Source organism: Pseudoalteromonas sp. G4, from assembly GCF_028875915.1.
Lineage (GTDB): Bacteria > Pseudomonadota > Gammaproteobacteria > Enterobacterales > Alteromonadaceae > Pseudoalteromonas.
Genome location: NZ_JAPEHW010000033.1, coordinates 22,712 through 41,178 on the forward strand (window position 1 = coordinate 22,712; position 18,467 = coordinate 41,178).

25 protein-coding genes are annotated in these 18,467 nt (G+C 41.8%); 22 read left to right on the forward strand and 3 right to left on the reverse strand.

Features of this window, described 5'->3' with window-relative positions:
* Positions 1–34: 34 nt before the first annotated feature.
* From ON073_RS11085 to ON073_RS11095, 3 genes are all read left to right on the forward strand, one after another.
* A complete protein-coding gene (locus ON073_RS11085) occupies positions 35–1,174 on the forward strand; it encodes an alpha/beta hydrolase-fold protein (RefSeq protein ID WP_274761957.1) in 1,140 nt (379 codons plus the stop codon).
* Between the two features lie 14 nt (positions 1,175–1,188).
* Positions 1,189–1,791 carry a fumarylacetoacetate hydrolase family protein gene (locus ON073_RS11090; protein WP_274761958.1) on the forward strand — a complete coding sequence of 201 codons (603 nt, stop codon included), beginning with the start codon at positions 1,189–1,191 and terminating at the stop codon, positions 1,789–1,791.
* Between the two features lie 113 nt (positions 1,792–1,904).
* Entirely contained in the window at positions 1,905–2,783 is an 879-nt protein-coding gene (locus ON073_RS11095) for an aldo/keto reductase (RefSeq protein WP_274761959.1), read from the forward strand.
* A 107-nt stretch (positions 2,784–2,890) separates the two neighbouring features.
* Here ON073_RS11095 and ON073_RS11100 read toward each other — a convergent pair whose 3' ends face one another.
* The 3 genes from ON073_RS11100 to ON073_RS11110 form a co-directional block, all read right to left on the reverse strand.
* Positions 2,891–3,565 carry a TorF family putative porin gene (locus tag ON073_RS11100; protein WP_274761960.1) on the reverse strand — a complete coding sequence of 225 codons (675 nt, stop codon included), beginning with the start codon at positions 3,563–3,565 and terminating at the stop codon, positions 2,891–2,893.
* A gap of 191 nt (positions 3,566–3,756) precedes the next feature.
* On the reverse strand, positions 3,757–4,923 hold the full coding sequence (locus ON073_RS11105; protein ID WP_274761961.1) for a hypothetical protein: 1,167 nt from the start codon (positions 4,921–4,923) through the stop codon (positions 3,757–3,759).
* Between the two features lie 105 nt (positions 4,924–5,028).
* The gene (locus tag ON073_RS11110) at positions 5,029–6,060 is read right to left on the reverse strand and encodes a GNAT family N-acetyltransferase (RefSeq protein WP_274761962.1); all 1,032 of its coding nucleotides are present in this window, start codon (positions 6,058–6,060) and stop codon (positions 5,029–5,031) included.
* A gap of 87 nt (positions 6,061–6,147) precedes the next feature.
* Here ON073_RS11110 and ON073_RS11115 point away from each other — a divergent pair, with 87 nt between their 5' ends.
* From ON073_RS11115 to rplQ, 19 genes are all read left to right on the forward strand, one after another.
* Positions 6,148–7,569 carry an aminotransferase-like domain-containing protein gene (locus tag ON073_RS11115; RefSeq protein ID WP_274761963.1) on the forward strand — a complete coding sequence of 474 codons (1,422 nt, stop codon included), beginning with the start codon at positions 6,148–6,150 and terminating at the stop codon, positions 7,567–7,569.
* 59 nt (positions 7,570–7,628) lie between these two features.
* The gene (locus ON073_RS11120; RefSeq protein ID WP_274761964.1) at positions 7,629–9,560 is read left to right on the forward strand and encodes an AsmA family protein; all 1,932 of its coding nucleotides are present in this window, start codon (positions 7,629–7,631) and stop codon (positions 9,558–9,560) included.
* Positions 9,561–9,882: 322 nt separating this feature from the next.
* Complete coding sequence (rplN, locus tag ON073_RS11125; protein ID WP_010562266.1) at positions 9,883–10,251, forward strand: 50S ribosomal protein L14; 369 nt, start codon at positions 9,883–9,885, stop codon at positions 10,249–10,251.
* Positions 10,252–10,261: 10 nt separating this feature from the next.
* Complete coding sequence (rplX, locus tag ON073_RS11130) at positions 10,262–10,576, forward strand: 50S ribosomal protein L24 (protein ID WP_038638916.1); 315 nt, start codon at positions 10,262–10,264, stop codon at positions 10,574–10,576.
* Between the two features lie 15 nt (positions 10,577–10,591).
* Entirely contained in the window at positions 10,592–11,131 is a 540-nt protein-coding gene (gene rplE, locus ON073_RS11135; protein ID WP_010562268.1) for a 50S ribosomal protein L5, read from the forward strand.
* A 10-nt stretch (positions 11,132–11,141) separates the two neighbouring features.
* A complete protein-coding gene (gene rpsN, locus ON073_RS11140) occupies positions 11,142–11,447 on the forward strand; it encodes a 30S ribosomal protein S14 (RefSeq protein WP_010562269.1) in 306 nt (101 codons plus the stop codon).
* Between the two features lie 21 nt (positions 11,448–11,468).
* The gene (gene rpsH, locus ON073_RS11145; RefSeq protein WP_274761965.1) at positions 11,469–11,861 is read left to right on the forward strand and encodes a 30S ribosomal protein S8; all 393 of its coding nucleotides are present in this window, start codon (positions 11,469–11,471) and stop codon (positions 11,859–11,861) included.
* 13 nt (positions 11,862–11,874) lie between these two features.
* Positions 11,875–12,408 (forward strand): 50S ribosomal protein L6, encoded by a 534-nt coding sequence (rplF, locus tag ON073_RS11150; RefSeq protein ID WP_054980992.1) that lies wholly within the window; start codon positions 11,875–11,877, stop codon positions 12,406–12,408.
* 9 nt (positions 12,409–12,417) lie between these two features.
* The gene (gene rplR / locus ON073_RS11155) at positions 12,418–12,768 is read left to right on the forward strand and encodes a 50S ribosomal protein L18 (RefSeq protein ID WP_274761966.1); all 351 of its coding nucleotides are present in this window, start codon (positions 12,418–12,420) and stop codon (positions 12,766–12,768) included.
* Positions 12,769–12,777: 9 nt separating this feature from the next.
* On the forward strand, positions 12,778–13,278 hold the full coding sequence (gene rpsE, locus ON073_RS11160; RefSeq protein WP_038638924.1) for a 30S ribosomal protein S5: 501 nt from the start codon (positions 12,778–12,780) through the stop codon (positions 13,276–13,278).
* A gap of 6 nt (positions 13,279–13,284) precedes the next feature.
* Positions 13,285–13,464, forward strand: coding sequence for a 50S ribosomal protein L30 (gene rpmD / locus ON073_RS11165; protein WP_010562274.1), 180 nt, complete (start codon positions 13,285–13,287; stop codon positions 13,462–13,464).
* 4 nt (positions 13,465–13,468) lie between these two features.
* Complete coding sequence (gene rplO / locus ON073_RS11170; protein ID WP_274761968.1) at positions 13,469–13,903, forward strand: 50S ribosomal protein L15; 435 nt, start codon at positions 13,469–13,471, stop codon at positions 13,901–13,903.
* Between the two features lie 12 nt (positions 13,904–13,915).
* Positions 13,916–15,244, forward strand: coding sequence for a preprotein translocase subunit SecY (gene secY, locus ON073_RS11175; protein ID WP_010562276.1), 1,329 nt, complete (start codon positions 13,916–13,918; stop codon positions 15,242–15,244).
* A gap of 22 nt (positions 15,245–15,266) precedes the next feature.
* A complete protein-coding gene (rpmJ, locus tag ON073_RS11180; RefSeq protein WP_010562277.1) occupies positions 15,267–15,380 on the forward strand; it encodes a 50S ribosomal protein L36 in 114 nt (37 codons plus the stop codon).
* Between the two features lie 124 nt (positions 15,381–15,504).
* Positions 15,505–15,861, forward strand: a complete 357-nt coding sequence (gene rpsM, locus ON073_RS11185) for a 30S ribosomal protein S13 (protein ID WP_054981001.1) — start codon at positions 15,505–15,507, stop codon at positions 15,859–15,861.
* 13 nt (positions 15,862–15,874) lie between these two features.
* The gene (gene rpsK / locus ON073_RS11190) at positions 15,875–16,261 is read left to right on the forward strand and encodes a 30S ribosomal protein S11 (RefSeq protein ID WP_010562279.1); all 387 of its coding nucleotides are present in this window, start codon (positions 15,875–15,877) and stop codon (positions 16,259–16,261) included.
* Positions 16,262–16,282: 21 nt separating this feature from the next.
* Positions 16,283–16,903 carry a 30S ribosomal protein S4 gene (gene rpsD, locus ON073_RS11195; RefSeq protein WP_010562280.1) on the forward strand — a complete coding sequence of 207 codons (621 nt, stop codon included), beginning with the start codon at positions 16,283–16,285 and terminating at the stop codon, positions 16,901–16,903.
* 25 nt (positions 16,904–16,928) lie between these two features.
* The gene (locus tag ON073_RS11200; RefSeq protein WP_274761971.1) at positions 16,929–17,915 is read left to right on the forward strand and encodes a DNA-directed RNA polymerase subunit alpha; all 987 of its coding nucleotides are present in this window, start codon (positions 16,929–16,931) and stop codon (positions 17,913–17,915) included.
* A gap of 32 nt (positions 17,916–17,947) precedes the next feature.
* On the forward strand, positions 17,948–18,346 hold the full coding sequence (gene rplQ / locus ON073_RS11205) for a 50S ribosomal protein L17 (protein ID WP_274761972.1): 399 nt from the start codon (positions 17,948–17,950) through the stop codon (positions 18,344–18,346).
* The last annotated feature ends 121 nt before the right edge of the window (positions 18,347–18,467 follow it).

Below are 18,467 nucleotides of genomic sequence, written 5' to 3' on the forward strand. Positions count from 1 at the left end.
GGATTAACTTCTACTTTGAATATAAAGGGAAATTATGCGTTTTTTAATATGTTATCTGACGCTTGGCTTTTTACTGCTAAGTACGTCACTTAAAGCTGAACAGGTCGTATTAACAATTGCAGACCAGCGGTTTGAGCAACCACTGGAATTTAATGTGCAATTGCCAAAAAGCTATTCGCAAAAAACAAATAAACGCTATGTGCTGATGTTTGACTTTCACCCTAATGCCAAAAGTTATTTAACGGGTATGCATGATTGGATGAGTCATAATGGTGAATGGCCTTGGTTAGAAACCATTATTGTGACACCTGCATATGGCAACCCAGTAGCACGACTATTTGATGCAACAGGCAAAACGACGCCTTTACTCGATTTTTTTGAAGCGCAATTGGTGCCAGAAATTGATAAACAATACCGTACTAACGGCTTTCGCATTTTTAGTGGCTTTAGGGTGAATGGTTCGGTGGTGCTTTCAAGCTTAGTGAATAAACCAAACTTGTTTAACGCACATATTGTGATTAGCCCCGAACTCACGCCAGAGCGAGTCAATATTTTAAAGGACTATGGTAAGAAATTAGGCAAGCTAAATAATAAACCGCGTTATTTACTGTTTACCCATGGCGAAACAATAAAAGAAGATCATCAACAGAAACGATATTCACAATTAAAAGAAGAAATTAGTGCAAATGCACCCGCATCATTACAATGGCAATATCAAAATTATAAAGAGCATTACTTTATGTCGTTGCCGGTATTATCTACTGCGTATGGCATAGAGCAGATCTTTGATGAGATTCATAACGGCTTGGCACCTGAATCAAAAATAGCTAAGCAAGGTGTGGATGCTATTGTTGCGCATTATAAGCGTCTATCAACTGAAAAGTTTGGCTTTGAAGTATCACCTAAATCTTCAATTAATGTGCTGGGATTTCACTTGTTAGAAACATCGCCTGAATTGGCTAAAAAGGTGTTTAACCAAGCATTAGCGCTTTATCCGCAAGATGCATATGCTTATCACCACTTAGCTAAGGCTTATGCGAAAAGTAAAGAATTTGACAAAGCCATTGAGTTACAAGAAAAGGCAGTGAGCCTAGCGGCTAGTATGCGCACTTGGCATAAAAAGCGGCAAGCAAGCTATTTGGCTGAACTTAAGACGCAGCAGCAAGCACTATAAAAAGGTAATTTTACATGATGTATTTATGGAATAACGGTGAGGTTATTGAACTTCCTATAGGCAAAGCAGTTTGTGTGGGGCGCAATTATGTTGCCCATGCAGCAGAACTCGGTAATGAAGTGCCTACAGAGCCGTCACTAGACCATAGCTTAGGTGAGCACCATTATGAAGCGGAGCTAATGTTGTTAATTGGTAAACCACTCAATAAGGGCAATATTGCAGATTATAAGTCTTGTATTGCTGGTTTAGGTGTAGGGCTTGATCTTACGTTACGTGATGAGCAAGCTAAACTGAAAGCGAAAGGGCACCCGTGGGAGCGCGCAAAAGCTTACGACAAAAGCTGTCTAGTGTCGCGCTTTGTACCGCTAGCGGAAAATGCTTTAACGCACAGTGAATTTTCGCTCTCGATTAATGATGAACTTCGTCAATCTGGTGATACTCATTTGATGATATTTAAAATTGAACAGCTGCTATCTGATATTGTTTGGTATTTCTCATTACAGCCTGGCGACATTGTTTTAACGGGCACGCCTGAAGGGGTAGGTAAGCTCAATATACAAGACACGTTGAGTGTATCTCTTAATGGCGAAACGTTAGCAAATTGCACAATCGCTTAGAAAGTGGTTTTTATTTCATGCAAAAACATTATTTTTTCCTGAAAACGTATGCGAAGCAATGCGCTAAGTTTGGCCACACTTTACAATAAGCTTATCTAAATCAGGGGAATCATATGCAAGAATTTAAATTACCATCGTTTGTCGCTGGCTTTTGGCGCTTAGATGAGTGGCAACAACGCGGGCAAGCGTTAACACAATTTATAGAACAGTTATTGGAGCTTGGTATAAATACCGTCGACCACGCTGATATTTATGGTCGCTACCAGTGTGAAAAGTTGTTTGGTGATGCATTAACTCCCAGTTTGCGTGAACAATTAACCATTATCTCAAAATGCGGTATTAAACCTGCGTGGCCTGAAAATGGCTTTGCTGGCAAAACCGCACACTATGACTCAAGCAAAGCAAATATTATTGCCTCGGCAGAACAATCACTGCGTAATTTCAAAACCGATCGCCTTGATGTGTTATTGATCCACCGTCCAGATTATTTAATGCATGCGGATGAAATTGCAGACGCCTTTTGTGAGCTAAAAGCACAAGGCAAAGTGCTTAACTTTGGTGTATCTAATTTTACGGTTTCACAGTTTGAATTATTGCAGTCGCGTTTGGACTTTAAGTTAGTAACCAATCAAATTGAAATGTCGCCGTTACAGATGGGGGCACTTGAAGATGGTACGCTTAACTTATGCCAGCAGCATCAAATATCGCCTATGCTATGGTCGCCTCTTGCTGGTGGCGGTTTATTTGCTGAAACAGAACAAGCACAGCGAGTGAGATCTGCACTACAAAGTGTTGCCGAAGAAACGGGGTTAGATAGTGTCGACCAAGCAGCTTACGCGTGGTTGTTAACGTTACCATGTCAACCGAGTGTGATTTTGGGGACTGGTAAATTAGCGCGTATTCAATCGGCCGTTGCGGCGAGCAAAGTGCGTTTGAGTCGTGAGCAATGGTATCGTGTTTGGCAAGCATCAACAGGTCACAGTGTGCCATAACACTTAACCTTGGACATTGTGTGCTGATTATTAGTAGTCAGCATACATTTAACAAACGAAATAAAGGTGCCGTCAAGCACCCTTAGTTGTAGCAAGTTGGAGTAATTTTAGAGTTCAAAGTCCATGGCAAAGCCAACATAGACTTTTAAATCGTCATCTGCATCTAAATCTGTTTGTGCAACACCGAAAGTGAAGCCGCCTTTGGCAATGCTTACTCCGTAGTCAATGTAGCTGTCATCTTCGCCAAACCATTCAGTTACTGTGTCGCCCATTGAGTTGCCGATATGGAGTGTTAATTCAGTTTCTTTTAATATTTCAAAAGTGGCATTTAGCTCAACATAGAGCAAATCTTCTTCTGAGCTTGCACTTGATTGAGCATTACTCATATAGCTCACTTTACCTTCTAGCCAATTCCAGCTTAGGGCACCATAAAGCTCACCAAAGTCGATTGAGTCAACCGCATCTGGGTATGCGTAATATACATAACCAACATCGTAACCAAATTCACCCATTTCTCCGGCAAAACCCGCGTAAAAATCGAGTTCGTAACCTGGCTTATCACCACCAAAATCAACATTTGATGCCCATGTACCCGCATAAAACCCAGATTCATGGCTGTAATCAATACCACCAGACACTTGTGCGTTATCGCTAGTTTGCGTTACACCACGCCATAAGTAGTTTGAAGATACAGCTGCATTTGCTGTTACTTCTGCATAACTTGTTGCTGAGAAGAAGGCGATACTCGTAGCTGTGAGAGTTGTGAGTAATTGTTTTTTCATAATAATTCCTAAAATTGTAGCGCTGAGTTAACTATCCATTAACAAAGTTTATGCCTAAACTGAAAAGTTTAAGAATATCAAAGTACTAGTAAGGAATTATAAATTTGGCAAGATGAGGATGTGAAAAAAATGCACTAACACGGTGCGTTAAAATCACAAGGTGCACAAAAACCGCGCACCTTGTTTTGCGATTAACCGAAAATGGTACGCATTAGTGCGATTGTTTCATCAACGCCACGACCAGCAGCTACTTCTTTAACAATTGAATCACGCATATTTTTAATATGTTGTGGCATATCTTCTGCTGCCAGAGCACGGTCAACCAATGCTTCTGCTGATTCTTTACCACGTTTACGGCCGCCCGATTTCTCTGAGCTTGCGCGTTTCGGTTTATGAAGTGCTTTGTAGTAATTCGAGTTTTCTTTCGCATCGTCACTGTAATAAGCAAACCAACACGGTACTAATGCTTTGTATTGCCAAAGAAGTTGCTCTTTTTCAGCTTCAGGTGTTGCGGCAATAAACCAAGGTTGTTTATGAATTGCCATAACGATGTCGTGCCAGTAACGGTCAAAATCTTGGTTATTTAATCTTACTAAACCAAATGCTTGGCATAAAATATCAAGGCTTGCTGCGGTTACTGGGGTGAAAAAATCAGGTCGACGCATAGCTAGCAAGCGTGTTGCTGGTGCAAGTGTGGCTTTTTCATTATCTACTGCTGCAAATGCAGTGATGTAACCCCGAACAAAGTCTAGGTAGTTTTCAAAAGTGATGTCACCTTCAAGCGGAATATGATTAAGCGCTTCATTCAAGTCAGTACAGCTGGTGGCTATGACATTATGCAGTGCTTTTGCTGTTTTGGTTGACGCAAACCATTCAACATCAAATTTATAGACGCTTGGATCGTGTTTTGTGGTGTGTTTACCTGCAAATGCCAGTTTATCTTCTTCGATCATATCAACCAGCGAGGTTTCACGAATGCTTGCTATGTAGTTTAGTAACTCAAGCTGTTCATCCAGAACTATACGCTCTTTATTTTGTTGAATTGAGTCAAACACTACAGGCCAAGGCGCGATACGTAGCGTTTTGATTTGGCTTATGCTAATACCAGCTTCTAGTTGTTGCTGGATTTTCTTTAAAATTGGCAGCTGGTTTGGTTCAAGTAGATCAAAATTAATGCGTTTGCTTACTACATCAATTAACTCATAACACCAACCAGCAAAGTCTTCAGGATGATTACTTACTTTTACGGCCATTAAGTTAAGGCTAACATCTGGAATAAGTTTTAAAATGTTTTGGTAGATGTTTGCTTCCACTTCAGAAAGTGGCATTTTCGATGGCGACGTAAGCAATTTTTTCATAATTAGTAAGTGACCCCAATATAATATTAACAATGTCCTGCAAAGCGTTACGCAGAGCGGGCTGTGGATCATACTGAGATCTAATTTTGATGCAATATTGACTTCTTAAATTTCACGCCTGAGTAAACTAAAAACTTGAAGGTCATGGGTTTTATTTTTCCAAACGCCTTTTTCACGAATCACACCATCTAAATGAAAGCCAAGTTTATTAAATAGTTTAGTTGACGCTGTGTTTTCTGGTAATACTTCGGCTTCGATTCGATTTAATGAGGCAATATGGGTAAACATCCATTTTGTCATAGCAGTAATAGCATTCGATGCGAAACCTTGTTGCCAGAAATCAGGGTGGATCTCGATACTAACTTTCGCTGTGCGTGTTGCGAAATCATATTTGTATCCACAACTGCCAACAATTTGCTGGCGCGTGTTGCATTTGATTAGCCAGCGATGTCCGTTACCTTGTCTGCGTATTAGCTCATCTTGTTCAATAAGTTTTTTGGCTTCTGCTAAATCGCTCATAACTGGTAAATCGTAGAACTCACACACCTTTGAGTTAGAAAAAAGACGGAAAACGGCTTCTGCCTGTGTTTGTTGAACTAAGGTGAACATGTCGGTTGTGATTTTAGGGAAGTTATCAATACTTAGATGAATAAGATGATGTCCCCACTTTTCATAACGTTTCTGCTCTACAAGACCAAGGTTTGTCAGTATTTTATGTGAAGCAGTATTAGCAACATCTACTTCGCCAACAATATAAGAAAGGCCAAGCTGGTTAAATGCATATTCAAGTGCGGCGCGACTTGCTTCCATGCCCAAGCCTTTGCCCCAATATTCTGGCAGCATGCGGTAGCCGATATCAGGTGCATTTAACTCGGGTTCGTATTTTAAGCCACAAAACCCAATAACTTGGTTGTTTTCTTTAAGGATCAATGCAAAGCGTGCATAACCAACCTCGTTATATTCTTTTAACCAAATATTGCGAATAATATTTTCGGCATCACTTATAGTGTTTACCCAGCCAGCGTCTCCAGTGTAGCGGGTGACATCTTCATTACTGCTAAATTTAAAAACTTGCTCAGCATCTTCGATTGTGAATTGCCGCACTAGTAGTCGTGGTGTTTCGATTAATATGTTCATTTTTATTCCTATACTGTATTGCTTTAAATCTTAGTTTTTGCCACAAATGCATAACAGATACAGTTTCTGAATTTTATTAGGGTACAGATGCCACATTTTAAATATCGCCAACTGACCGATTATTATCATCAGCTTATTTCTTCGGGTGAGTACGTTAGTGGAGACAAGCTGCCATCCGTGAGAGCTTTGAGCAAACAACATAATGTGTCGATTAGCACCGCGACCAAGGTGTTAACTGAATTAGAATTGGCTGGATTAGTAACAGCGAAAGCAAAATCGGGCTATTTCGTTACAAAACAAAATAGTGATTTACTGTTTGGTTTTGGTGACAAGGTGATTAACAAACGTGACTTAAATGCACTATCGCTTGCTGAGTCGGTTCAATATTCATTTAATGATGAATCTATTTTGCCGTTGTCGTGTACAGGCCCCTCAACGGTGCTGGATAATGAAGCGATTCTTAATAAGTTTTATCGAAAAGCATTTTCAAAAAGACCTTTTCGGTTGCAGCAGGACAATTTTGAGTTGGGGTTACCAGATCTGCGTTATGCTTTGGCTAAGCATTTGGAGTTTAATACCGAACTACTCTGTGGCGAGAATATCTTAATTACGCATGGGCGTAGCGATGCGTTAAATTTAGCTCTGGTTTCTCTAGGCTTACTACATAAAAAAGTTGCAGTTGAAGCGCCTAGCTCATTTTTTATTAATGCTAATTTACAACAGTTGCAAATCGAAACAGTGGCTGTGCCAATGCAAGTCGACTATTCAAAAGAGATAGCTTTGTTAGATGAAGCATTTCTCTCTGAGCCATTTAATGCGTATATTTTTAATCCGAACTTTAATGACCCAACTGGTCGATTATTAAGTGATGAAAATAAACAAGCATTAATAGCTTGGGCGCAATCGCGCAATGTGATTTTAATCGAATACGATAGGGGCGAGCTTTATTTTTCTGGGCAGCGTCCAAAATCGATTTTGCACCTGTTAAAAAGTCACCATAAAACACCCGCAATTAGTATTGGTGATTTCTCCGATACCGTAAGCTTTAGTTTTTCACTCGGTTACATGGTATGTCATCAATGTGTCGATATGTGTGCGTTTGCCAAACATATCACAGTTGAGAAACCCGACATGATAAGCCAAATGATGTTGTGTGAAATGATAACGTCATTGGAATATCGTAAACTTTTGGCAAGGTTGCGCAAACAAATGTGGCAGCAGTACTGTTTAACAAATGCGGTGTTAAAACCACTTTATCCCTATTTAAATGTAGCGGTTGTTAAAGGTGGTCCATGTATTTGGTTAAAACTGCCTCAAGGAAAAAGTTCTGAACTTCTATTTCAGCGCTTAATCAAACGCAATGTTGCGATTGCACCGGGAAAAATGTTTTTAGCAAATAATGACTTTGAAAACTATTTCCGGATTACCTTTGCCTTGCCGTGGGAGCCAAGAATGGTTGAGGGGTTAAACGTGCTAGTTGAAGAAACCTTATTATTTTTAGCAAGCTAGGTTTTAACTTCAATGGGCCTTAGCTATAGTAGCGATAGATGTGAAATAAGGGACAAACAATGAAAACGTTCGCAAAAGTTATCGGATTTCTATTACTGGGTATTGTTGCATTAATAGTGGCACTGCCATTTATTATTCCAGTCGATTATATTTTTAAACAAGTAACACAATCTGTTGAACAAACAACAGGGCGCACCCTTGAAATTAAAGGTGAGAAAAGCCTATCTGTATTTCCAAAATTAAAACTTGAGCTTAATGATGTAGCGTTTTCAAACTTTAAGCAGGGTTCACAGGCGAATATGGCAGCTATGGAGCAACTCGCAATACACATTCCTTATCTTTCGGTTTTATCTGGCGATATAAAGCTTGAAAAATTTGTTATTAAAAACCCCAATATTCTTCTTGAAAAAATGCCAAATGGTGATGTGAATTGGCAGCTAGTTAAGGCAACAAGTGTCCAGGGCGAATCTGCAACGCCTTCCAAGCAAGGTGGCTCGCAAGGATTACCTGAAGGGCTTGATATTCAGTTAGGTGAAGTTGCTGTGTATGGTGGTAGTTTCACCTACATCGATCATCAAAACAACACATCTCAAAAAGTAACGGATTTAGACTTAGCGATTCAATTACCTTCACTTAAAAAAGATCTGGAAGTAAAAGGAGCAGTTACTTATTTAGCGGAAAAGTTTGAATTAGATGTGATACTTGCCACACCTGAAAAACTCCTATTAGGGCAAGATTTCACATTAAAAACCGCGTTAGATTCACGTTTAGCAAAGTTTAATTTTGATGGTCTTGTTGCAAAACAAATGACTGATTTTAGTGGTCAGCTTGAACTCTCAGGTGATTCAATTAAAAACCTACTTAAATGGCAAAACCAGTCATTAGATGCAAAAGAAAACGCCTTTAATCAATTTGCTGTGTCGGCCAAAATGCATTTCGCAGGTCAGCAATTTAACTTAAAAGAACTCACAGCGACACTTGACGAGTTGGCAATAAAAGGTAATGCCAATATTACATTAACGGATATTCCAAATATTACAGCCAAACTTGATTTAGGGATGCTGAATGTAAACCCTTACTTACCTGAATCAATTGATGTGCCGAAAGACACGGGAACAGAAACCACAGAGTCTAAACCACAACCTATCGTATGGGATGAAACTGCCATTGATTTATCTGCACTTAACAGTGTTAATGCTGACATTGGTATTGTTGCCACAGGCTTTCAGTTTAAAGAAATTAAACTTGGTCAAACTGAGTTAGCTTTAAAATTGAAAAATGGTACAGCGCAGCTTGGGCTAAATAAATTTAAAGCTTATGAAGGTAATGGAACAGGGCAGGTGGTTTTGGTTGCTAAACGTGCGCCTTATAAAATGAATACTTCTTTTTCGTTTGAAGGTATTCAGGCAGAGCCTTTACTTACCGATGCTGTTGGCTTTGACAAATTGATGGGTAAAGGGGAGCTTACTATTGCACTTAATACCCAAGGTCAGTCTCAAAAAGAGTTTGTAAATGCATTGCATGGCGCGATTGGTTTTGGCTTTAAAGATGGTGCAGTTAAAGGTGCTAACATTGCAGCGATGGTGCGCAGTGCTGAAAAGCTCATCAATGGTGGTGGTCTTGATGCAAAAGGGCTAGAAAAGGGGTTTGATAATGCAGAAAAAACTGACTTCTCAGCACTTACAGGTAACTTTCAATTTGTTGATGGTGTTAGTAAGCAAAATGACTTATCGCTTAAAAGCCCGCTTATTCGTGTTACCGGTAATGGTGATATTGATTTGCCTGCAGCTAAAATCAATTATCGCTTAGTGACAGGTGTTGTTGATTCAATAGAAGGTCAAGGTACACAAGATGAAAGTACCGGTTTTAAAATACCAATTCGCTTAAAAGGCCCGTTACACGATGTACAGGTTAAGCCTGACATAGGAGATGCGGCGAAAGAGAAAGCAAAGGATAAAATTAAAGATAAGTTGAAAAACCTCTTTAATTAATCCGTTTTCAAAAGGCTTTGCAAATAACTTTAGTTTGCAAAGCCTTCCCTCTTGATAATTGAAATTCTGATCCCCATTTCGTATTCAAGTAAACAGAAATAGTACTGTACGTTTTTTAAACTCCTTGTTATTGCAAGGCTTTTTTTTTCATTGGTTTAAGCACTAAATTAATTAAAAAATAACCTACCACTTATCCATTTTTGCTGGTACAATTGCCCGCCCTTGAGCTGTCGATGACACGCTTAATGGTGAACAAATAAACGTTTAGGTCGTGAATTTGTATGAATTTACGGCAAATTTTAACTACACCGGAGCATATAAAATGATCCAAATGCAAACTCAGCTGGACGTTGCTGATAACAGCGGCGCTCGCAAAGTGCAGTGTATTAAAGTCCTTGGCGGTTCGCACCGTCGCTACGCAGCGATTGGCGATATCATCAAAGTTTCTGTTAAAGAAGCTATTCCTCGCGGTAAAGTGAAGAAAGGTGATGTTAAAAACGCAGTAGTTGTGCGTACTAAAAAAGGCGTTCGTCGTCCAGACGGCTCTTTAATCCGTTTCGATAGCAATGCGGCAGTAATCTTAAATGATAGCTTACAGCCAATTGGTACTCGTATCTTTGGCCCTGTGACTCGTGAACTTCGTAACGATAAGTTCATGAAGATCGTTTCACTAGCCCCAGAAGTACTATAAGGAGTCGATCATGGCAGCAAAAATCCGTCGTGATGACGAAGTAATCGTACTTGCAGGTAAAGACAAAGGTAAGCGCGGCAAAGTGCTTTCAGTTGTAACTGAATCTAGTCGAGTATTTGTTGAAGGCGTTAACTTAATCAAGAAGCACCAGAAGCCAGTTCCTCAGTTGAACCAGCCAGGTGGTATTGTTGAGAAAGAAGCGTCAATCGACGTATCAAACGTAGCGATCTTTAACCAGGAAACTGGTAAAGCGGATCGTGTAGGTTTCAAGATTGAAGATGGTAAGAAAGTACGTATCTTCAAATCTACCGGTAAAACTATCTAATAGTCGGAGTATACGATGGCGAAACTGCATGAAGTATATAAAGACAAAGTAGTAGCTGAACTAGTTAAAGAGTTCAACTACAGCTCTGTCATGCAAGTCCCTCGAATTGAGAAAATCACCCTTAACATGGGTGTGGGCGAAGCCCTAGCGGACAAAAAGATTCTAGAGAACGCTGTAAGCGACCTAGAAGCTATCTCTGGTCAGAAGCCACTTATCACTAAAGCACGCAAATCAGTTGCAGGCTTTAAGATTCGTGAAGGCTATCCGATCGGCTGTAAAGTAACCCTACGCGGTGAGCGTATGTGGGATTTCCTAGAGCGTTTAGTCTCTATTGCGATGCCACGTATTCGTGACTTCCGCGGTGTTAGCGCTAAGTCTTTTGACGGTCGCGGTAACTATTCTATGGGCGTACGTGAGCAAATCATCTTCCCAGAAATCGATTATGATAAAGTAGACCGCGTTCGCGGTATGGATATCACAATCACTACTTCTGCGAAAAGTGATGAGGAAGGCCGTGCGTTGTTAACAGCGTTTAACTTCCCATTCAAGAAATAAGGGTAGGGTTATGGCAAAGAATTCAATGAAAGCGCGCGAAGCAAAGCGCACTAAACTAGTTGCTCAGTACGCTGAAAAGCGCGCAGCACTAAAAGCTATCATCTCTGACGTAAATGCGTCTGAAGATGATCGTTGGGACGCGGTATTAAAGCTTCAAAGCCTTCCGCGTGATTCAAGCCCTGCACGTCAACGTAATCGTTGTAACATCACGGGCCGCCCACATGGTTACCTTCGTAAGTTCGGCTTAAGCCGTATCAAATTACGCGAAGCTGCTATGCGCGGTGAAGTTCCTGGCCTTAAAAAGGCTTCTTGGTAATAGAATCACGGGAGTAAGACAATGAGCTTGCAAGATCCAATCGCGGATATGTTTACACGTGTTCGTAACGGCCAACAGGCTAAGAAGGTTTCAGTATCAATGCCTTCTTCAAAGCTAAAAGTTGCTGTTGCAAAACTACTTAAAGAAGAAGGTTACATCGCAGACTACGCAGTAGCTGGCGACGTTAAACCTGAGCTTTCTGTAGAATTAAAATATTTCGAAGGCAAAGCTGTAATCGAATCTCTACAGCGCGTTAGCCGTCCTGGTCTACGTATCTATAAGAAACGTGACGATTTACCGAAGGTAATGGGCGGTTTAGGTATTGCTATCGTTTCAACTTCTAAAGGCTTGATGACTGACCGTGCTGCACGTGGTGCTGGTATCGGTGGTGAAATCATCGGCTTTGTAGCTTAATCGGAGGGGAACTATGTCTCGCGTAGCAAAGGCACCTATCAATGTTCCTGCCGGTGTAGAAGTTACACTAGCTGGTCAGGATATCAAAGTTAAAGGTAAAAGCGGTGAGTTAACTCGCACTATCAACGAAGCTGTTGAAGTAACGCTTGAAGAAAACGTAATCAAAACTCTTCCTCGTGAAGGTTTTGCAGACGGCTGGGCACAAGCAGGTACTGCTCGTGCACTAATCAACAACATGGTTGTTGGTGCAGGCGAAGGTTACGAGAAAAAACTTCAGCTAGTTGGTGTTGGTTACCGTGCAGCAGCTAAGGGTAAAGTATTAGACTTAACGCTTGGTTTCTCACACCCTGTGAACTTCCCAGTTCCAGAAGGTATCACTGTTGAAACACCTAGCCAAACTGAAATTGTGGTTAAAGGCGCAGATAAGCAGTTAGTTGGCCAAGTTGCTGCTAACATTCGCGCATACCGTGAGCCAGAGCCGTATAAAGGTAAAGGTGTACGTTATGCTGATGAACACGTGCGTCGTAAAGAAGCCAAGAAGAAGTAAGGTAGAACGATGGATAAGAAAACAGCTCGTCTACGTCGTGCAAAACGCACTCGTAGAAACTTTATTGAACAAGGCGTTACACGCCTAGTTATCCACCGCACTCCACGTCACATTTACGCGCAAGTAGTAAATGCTGAAGGTGCTGTGGTAGCTGCTGCTTCTACTGTAGAAAAAGCGATTAGTGGTTCAATCGAAGGCACTAGCAACGTTGCAGCTGCGCAAGCAGTTGGTAAAGCAGTTGCTGAGCGTGCAGTTGAGAAAGGTATCGCTAAATTATCTTTTGATCGCAGTGGTTTTAAATATCACGGCCGTGTTAAGGCGCTTGCTGATGCAGCGCGTGAAGCCGGTTTACAATTCTAGGAGCAGAGAATGGCTAACGTAGAAGTAAAGCAACCTGAATTAGCTGAAAAGCTAGTTGCAGTAAACCGCGTTTCAAAAGTAGTTAAAGGTGGTCGTATCTTTAGCTTCACAGCACTAACAGTAGTTGGTGATGGCGCTGGTAAAGTAGGTTTTGGTTACGGTAAAGCACGTGAAGTTCCTGCTGCTATTCAAAAAGCAATGGAAAAAGCACGTCGTAACATGGTAAACGTAGAATTAAACGGAAACACGTTACAGCACCCTATCAAGGGTCGTCACGCTGGTTCTAAAGTATACATGCAGCCAGCTGCTGAAGGTACAGGTATCATCGCCGGTGGTGCGATGCGTGCAGTACTAGAAGTAGTAGGTGTACATAACGTACTTTCTAAAGCATATGGTTCTACAAACCCAATCAACGTAGTTCGCGCAACTATTAAAGCTCTTGACAACATGAAGTCACCTGAAGCTGTTGCTGCGAAGCGTGGTTTAAGCGTTGATAACATCCTGGGGTAAGACACGATGGCAAATACAGTAAAAGTAACTCAAGTAAAGAGCTCTATCGGTCGTTTACCGAAGCATAAAGCAACTTTACGTGGTCTTGGTTTACGTCGTATCAACCACACAGTGGAGTTAGAAGATACTCCTTGTGTACGTGGTATGATCAACCAAGTGTCTTACATGGTTAAGGTTGAGGGTTAATTCGATGCAATTGAATACACTTTCTCCTGCAGTAGGTGCAAAAAAAGCTGGCAAACGTGTTGGTCGTGGTATCGGTTCTGGTCTAGGTAAGACTGGTGGTCGTGGTCACAAAGGTCAAAAGTCACGTTCTGGTGGTAAAGTACGCGTTGGTTTTGAAGGCGGTCAAATGCCTATGCAACGTCGTCTACCTAAGTTCGGTTTCACTTCACGCAAATCATTAGTATCTGCAGAAGTTAACCTGTTCGAAATCGCTAAAGTTGAAGGCGATGTGGTAGAACTAAGCACACTACAAGCAGCTGGTATTGTTAAAAAGAACATTCAGTTCGTTAAAGTAGTTAAATCTGGCGAAGTTTCTCGCGCGGTTACCGTTAAAGGTCTTAAAGTGACTAAAGGTGCTCGTGAAGCGATTGAAGCTGCCGGAGGCAAGATAGAAGAATAATAAGGAAGTACTATGGCTAAACCAGGTCTAGATATGCAAAGTGCACAAAGCGGCTTAGCGGAGCTGAAGCGCCGATTACTATTTGTATTGGGTGCTATCATTATTTACCGTTTAGGCTCGTTCGTGCCGATCCCTGGTATTGACGCCGCAGTATTGGCCCAGTTCTTCGAGCAACAAAAGGGCACCATTGTTGAGATGTTCAACATGTTCAGTGGTGGTGCACTTGAGCGTGCATCGGTGTTGGCGTTAGGTATTATGCCTTACATCACCGCTTCAATTATCATGCAGTTGATGACACATATGCATCCAACTTACATGGAATTGAAGAAAGAAGGTGAGCAAGGTCGTAAGAAGATCAGCCAACACACTCGTTATGCAACGCTCGTGCTAGCTACATTCCAATCAATTGGTATTGCAACTAGTTTACCAAATATGATGTCAGGCCTAGTGGTTAACCCTGGTCTTGCATTCTATTTCACTGCTGTAGTGAGCTTGGTAACTGGTACAATGTTCCTAATGTGGTTGGGTGAGCAAATTACAGAGCGTGGTATCGGTAACGGTATTTCAGTTCTAATTTTTGTGGGTATTGTAGCTAACTTGCCGTCTGCTATTGGTTCGACTGCCGAAATGGCGCGCCAAGGTGATTTACAACCGTTAGTACTACTATTGATTGCGGTAATTGTTTTTGCTGTAACTTATTTGGTAGTGTTCTTTGAGCGAGGACAACGTCGCATCGTTGTTAACTACGCTAAACGTCAGCAAGGCCGTCAGGTATTTGCAGCGCAAAGTTCACACTTACCATTGAAAGTTAATATGGCAGGGGTTATTCCACCAATCTTTGCTAGTAGTATTATTCTGTTCCCTGGTACAATTGCGAGCTGGTTCGGTCAAGGTGAAGGCCCGGTTGCTGATACATTACAAACTATCTCTTTAGCATTGTCTCCTGGACAGCCGCTATATGCGATGGTTTTAGCAGCTGCAATCATCTTTTTCTGCTTCTTTTACACTGCGTTGGTATTTAACCCGCGTGAAACAGCAGACAACCTGAAAAAATCAGGGGCATTTATCCCAGGCATTCGCCCAGGTGAGCAGACATCTAAATACATTGATAAAGTAATGACACGCCTAACTTTAGCTGGCGCATTGTACATTACCTTTATTTGTCTAGTGCCCGAGTTCATGACAATGGCATGGCAAACGCCATTCTATTTCGGCGGTACATCAATTTTGATTATCGTTGTTGTTATCATGGACTTTATGGCACAAGTACAAACCCATCTGATGTCTCATCAGTATGAGTCTGTGCTGAAAAAAGCAAACCTTAAAGGCTACGGCCGCTAAGGGTTGACTACGGAGTTAAGTTATGAAAGTACGTGCTTCCGTTAAGAAAATTTGCCGTAGCTGTAAAGTTATTAAGCGTGCAGGTGTTGTACGTGTAATTTGCAGCGATCCTAAGCATAAGCAAAGGCAAGGCTAATTAAGTCATGCAGGCTGAGCGTAAGCTCGGCCTGTTTCATTGGTAGAAATCTGATATCGGTTGGGTATCCTATACGGGCTTTCCAACATGATGATAATCAGATTCATTTATAGGAGATATGTTAGTGGCCCGTATCGCAGGCATTAACGTTCCTGACCATAAGCATGCTGTTATCGCTTTAACAAGCATCTATGGTGTAGGTAAGACTCGCTCTAAGGCTATCTTAGCAGCGACTGGTATCGCCGAGACCACAAAAATCGGTGAACTAAATGATGAAGTTCTTGACCAATTACGTGAAGAAGTTGGTAAGTACACTGTTGAAGGTGATCTTCGTCGTGAAGTTACTCTAAATATCAAGCGTCTTATGGACCTTGGTTGTTTCCGTGGCCTACGTCACCGTCGTTCGCTTCCACTTCGTGGTCAGCGTACTAAGACTAACGCGCGTACTCGTAAGGGTCCTCGCAAGCCTATCAAGAAATAAGGTGGGGTAAGTTATGGCTAAAGCACCAATCCGTCGTAAGAAGGTTAAAAAGCAAGTTGCTGATGGTATGGCTCATGTTCATGCTTCTTTCAACAACACTATTGTTACTATTACTGACCGTCAAGGTAATGCGTTATCTTGGGCAACTGCAGGTGGTTCAGGTTTCCGTGGTTCACGTAAATCTACGCCATTCGCTGCACAGGTTGCTGCTGAGCGTGCAGGTACTGCTGCTCAGGAATATGGTTTAAAGAACTTAGAAGTATTCATCAAGGGCCCAGGTCCAGGTCGTGAATCTTCAGTTCGTGCACTTAACGCACTAGGTTACCGTATTACAAACATTACTGACGTGACGCCAATTCCACACAATGGTTGTCGTCCACCGAAGAAACGTCGCGTATAACAATAGGTTAGGAGAAATAACATGGCAAGATATTTGGGCCCTAAGCTCAAGCTAAGTCGTCGTGAAGGTACTGACCTGTTCCTTAAGAGCGGCGTTAGAGCAATCGACTCTAAATGTAAGCTTGAAACAGCACCAGGTCAACACGGCGCTCGTAAAGGTCGCCTATCTGACTACGGTTTACAATTACGTGAAAAGCAAAAAGTTCGTCGTATCTACGGTGTACTAGAAAAGCAATTCCGTAACTACTATAAAGAAGCTGCTCGTCTTAAAGGCAACACAGGTGAAAACCTACTTCAGCTTCTAGAACAACGTTTAGACAACGTAGTTTACCGCATGGGTTTCGCTAGCACACGTGCTGAAGCTCGTCAGCTAGTAAGCCACAAAGCAATCGTTGTTAATGGTCAAGTTGTAAACATTCCTTCATTCACAGTTTCAGCTGAAGATGTAGTTGAAATCCGTGAGAAGGCTAAGAAGCAAGCTCGTATTACTGCAGCTGTAGAACTAGCTGAGCAACGCGAGAAGCCAACTTGGGTTGAAGTAGACACTAAGAAGCTAGAAGGTACATTTAAGCGTTTACCTGAGCGTTCTGATCTGTCTGCAGAAATTAATGAACAGCTAATCGTCGAACTTTACTCGAAGTAAAGTTAAAAGATAAGAGAGGATACACATGCAGGGTTCTGTTACCGAATTCCTAAAGCCAAAATTAGTCGATATCGACGCTGTAAGTACATCGCGTTCTAAAGTAATTTTAGAGCCACTAGAGCGTGGCTTTGGTCACACTTTAGGTAATGCACTTCGTCGTATTTTACTTTCATCAATGCCAGGTTGTGCAGTGACTGAAGTTGAAATCGACGGCGTACTACACGAATACAGTGCGAAGGAAGGTGTTCAAGAAGACATCATCGAAATTCTACTAAACCTTAAAGGTTTAGCAGTTTCTTTACACGAGAAAGATGAAGTATTTCTAACGCTGACTAAATCAGGCGTTGGCCCTGTAACCGCTGCTGATATTCAACACGATGATAGTGTTGAAATTGCTAACCCAGAACACGTGATTTGTCACCTGACAACTGATAGCAGTGAAATCAGTATGCGTATTCGCGTTCAACGTGGCCGTGGCTACGTTCCAGCGTCGAGCCGTATTTCCTCTGAAGACGATGAGCGCCCAATCGGTCGTTTGTTGCTAGATGCATCATTTAGCCCGGTTGAGCGTATTGCGTACTCGGTTGAATCAGCACGTGTTGAGCAACGTACAGACTTAGATAAGCTTATTATCGATATGGAAACAAATGGTACGATTGATCCTGAAGAGGCAATCCGTCGTGCATCTACAATTCTAGCTGAGCAATTAGACGCATTCGTAGATTTACGTGATGTGGCTGAGCCAGAAGCGAAAGAAGAGAAGCCGGAATTTGATCCGATTCTACTTCGTCCTGTTGATGATTTAGAGCTTACTGTACGTTCTGCGAACTGTCTGAAAGCCGAGCAAATTCAATATATCGGTGATCTTGTTCAGCGTACTGAAGTTGAGCTTCTTAAAACGCCAAACCTTGGTAAGAAGTCACTTACAGAAATTAAAGACGTGCTTGCATCACGTGGTCTATCTCTAGGTATGCGCCTAGAAAACTGGCCGCCAGCAAGCTTAGCTGAATAATCAACGATAAGTTTAGTTAGAAGGATAGGGTCATGCGCCATCGTAAGAGTGGTCGTCAATTAAACCGTAACAGCAGTCATCGTAAAGCGATGTTCAGCAACATGGCAAGTTCTTTGGTGAAGCACGAAATCATCAAAACAACTTTGCCTAAAGCGAAAGAGTTACGTCGTGTAATTGAGCCTTTAATCACACTGGCTAAGACTGATAGCGTTGCAAACCGTCGTTTAGCGTTTGCTCGCACGCGTGATAAAGAAGTAGTTGGTAAATTGTTCACTGAGATTGGTCCTCGTTTCGCGGATCGTCCAGGTGGTTACACTCGTATTCTTAAGTGTGGCTTCCGTGCAGGTGACAACGCGCCAATGGCTTACATTGAACTACTAGATCGCCCAGCGACTGAAGAAGTTCAAGAAGACGCGCAGTCTGCAGAGTAAGATTTAAAGAATTAAAAAGCCGAGCAATTGCTCGGCTTTTTTATTATCTAAATAAAGTTGAATACTCGGCTACACAACCAAAAATATGTGCTGAACCCTGAACCCTGAACCCTGAACCCTG